Annotated in this window: 1 protein-coding gene; it reads left to right on the forward strand. The window is 62.8% G+C overall.

From position 1 onward, the window contains the following. Nucleotides 1-980: AAA family ATPase (locus EOA24_RS39320; RefSeq protein WP_145992581.1), on the forward strand; the 980-nt coding region annotated here is incomplete at both ends.

Below are 980 nucleotides of genomic sequence, written 5' to 3' on the forward strand. Positions count from 1 at the left end.
CTACAGCAGCATGTTCTCGCTCGATGACGAGACGCTGGAAGCAGGTGGCAAGGCGATCCTCGAATCGCGCGGCGATCTCGGTAAGCTCCTTTTCACCGCCAGTGCTGGGCTTGGCCATGCCAGCGATGTGCTGGCCGCACTTGAGACGGAGGCAGACGGTCTTCACCGAAAACAGGCCCAGAGCACCGAAATCGCGCTGCTGAAGAAGCGGTTCTTGGAGCTCAAAACACAAAAGGAGGCGATCGACACGCTAGCCTCGACATTCGAGGCGCTCGAGGCGGAACGGGTGGAAGCCCAGGACAAGTATGATCGCAGCCTGGCTGAACGCGCGATGTTGTCGGCGCGGCTCGCCACGATCGACCGATATGTGCGCGCCGCGCCGCTCCTGGCCGAAATAAAACGCAAGGCAAGCAGGCTGGCCGAGCTGCCGGACATGCCCTCTCCTCCCAGGACCTGGAGTGGCAGCATCGCTGAATTGATCGATCAGGACGCTCAGCTGAGAACACGCCTTCAGGCCAGTGCCGATGAGATCGATCGGGCGAGGGCAAAGATCGAAGCGATCGTCGTTGACGAGGCTGTCCTGGCGATCTCCGAGCAGGTGCGAGGCCTGGCCGACCGCAAGGCGCGCTATTTATCCGCAGGCATGGATCTGCCGACCCGCAAAATGGAAGTCCAGATGCTTGATCAGGTGGTGGCGAACTGTCTCGCCGCGCTTGGAAGGTCGGCCGAAGAGGATCCGCCCCGGCTCATCCTGCCGGCGTTTGTTGTCGGCACGCTTCGCACCATGGTGGAACAACGCTCCGGCATCACGACGAGCTTGCGGATGGCCCGCGATGAAGCCGCTGCCGCGCGTGATGGGCTCAACGCTGCACGAGGCCGAGTCAGTGAGGAGAGGGCGGTGCCTGAGCCCGCAAGGGCCAGGCTAGTAGCAGCCGGGTCGGAAGCGAAAGCCTCCAGTCACGCACGGGAGATAAGAGAGG

The sequence above is a fragment of the Mesorhizobium sp. M2A.F.Ca.ET.039.01.1.1 genome (assembly GCF_003998035.1).
GTDB lineage: Bacteria > Pseudomonadota > Alphaproteobacteria > Rhizobiales > Rhizobiaceae > Mesorhizobium.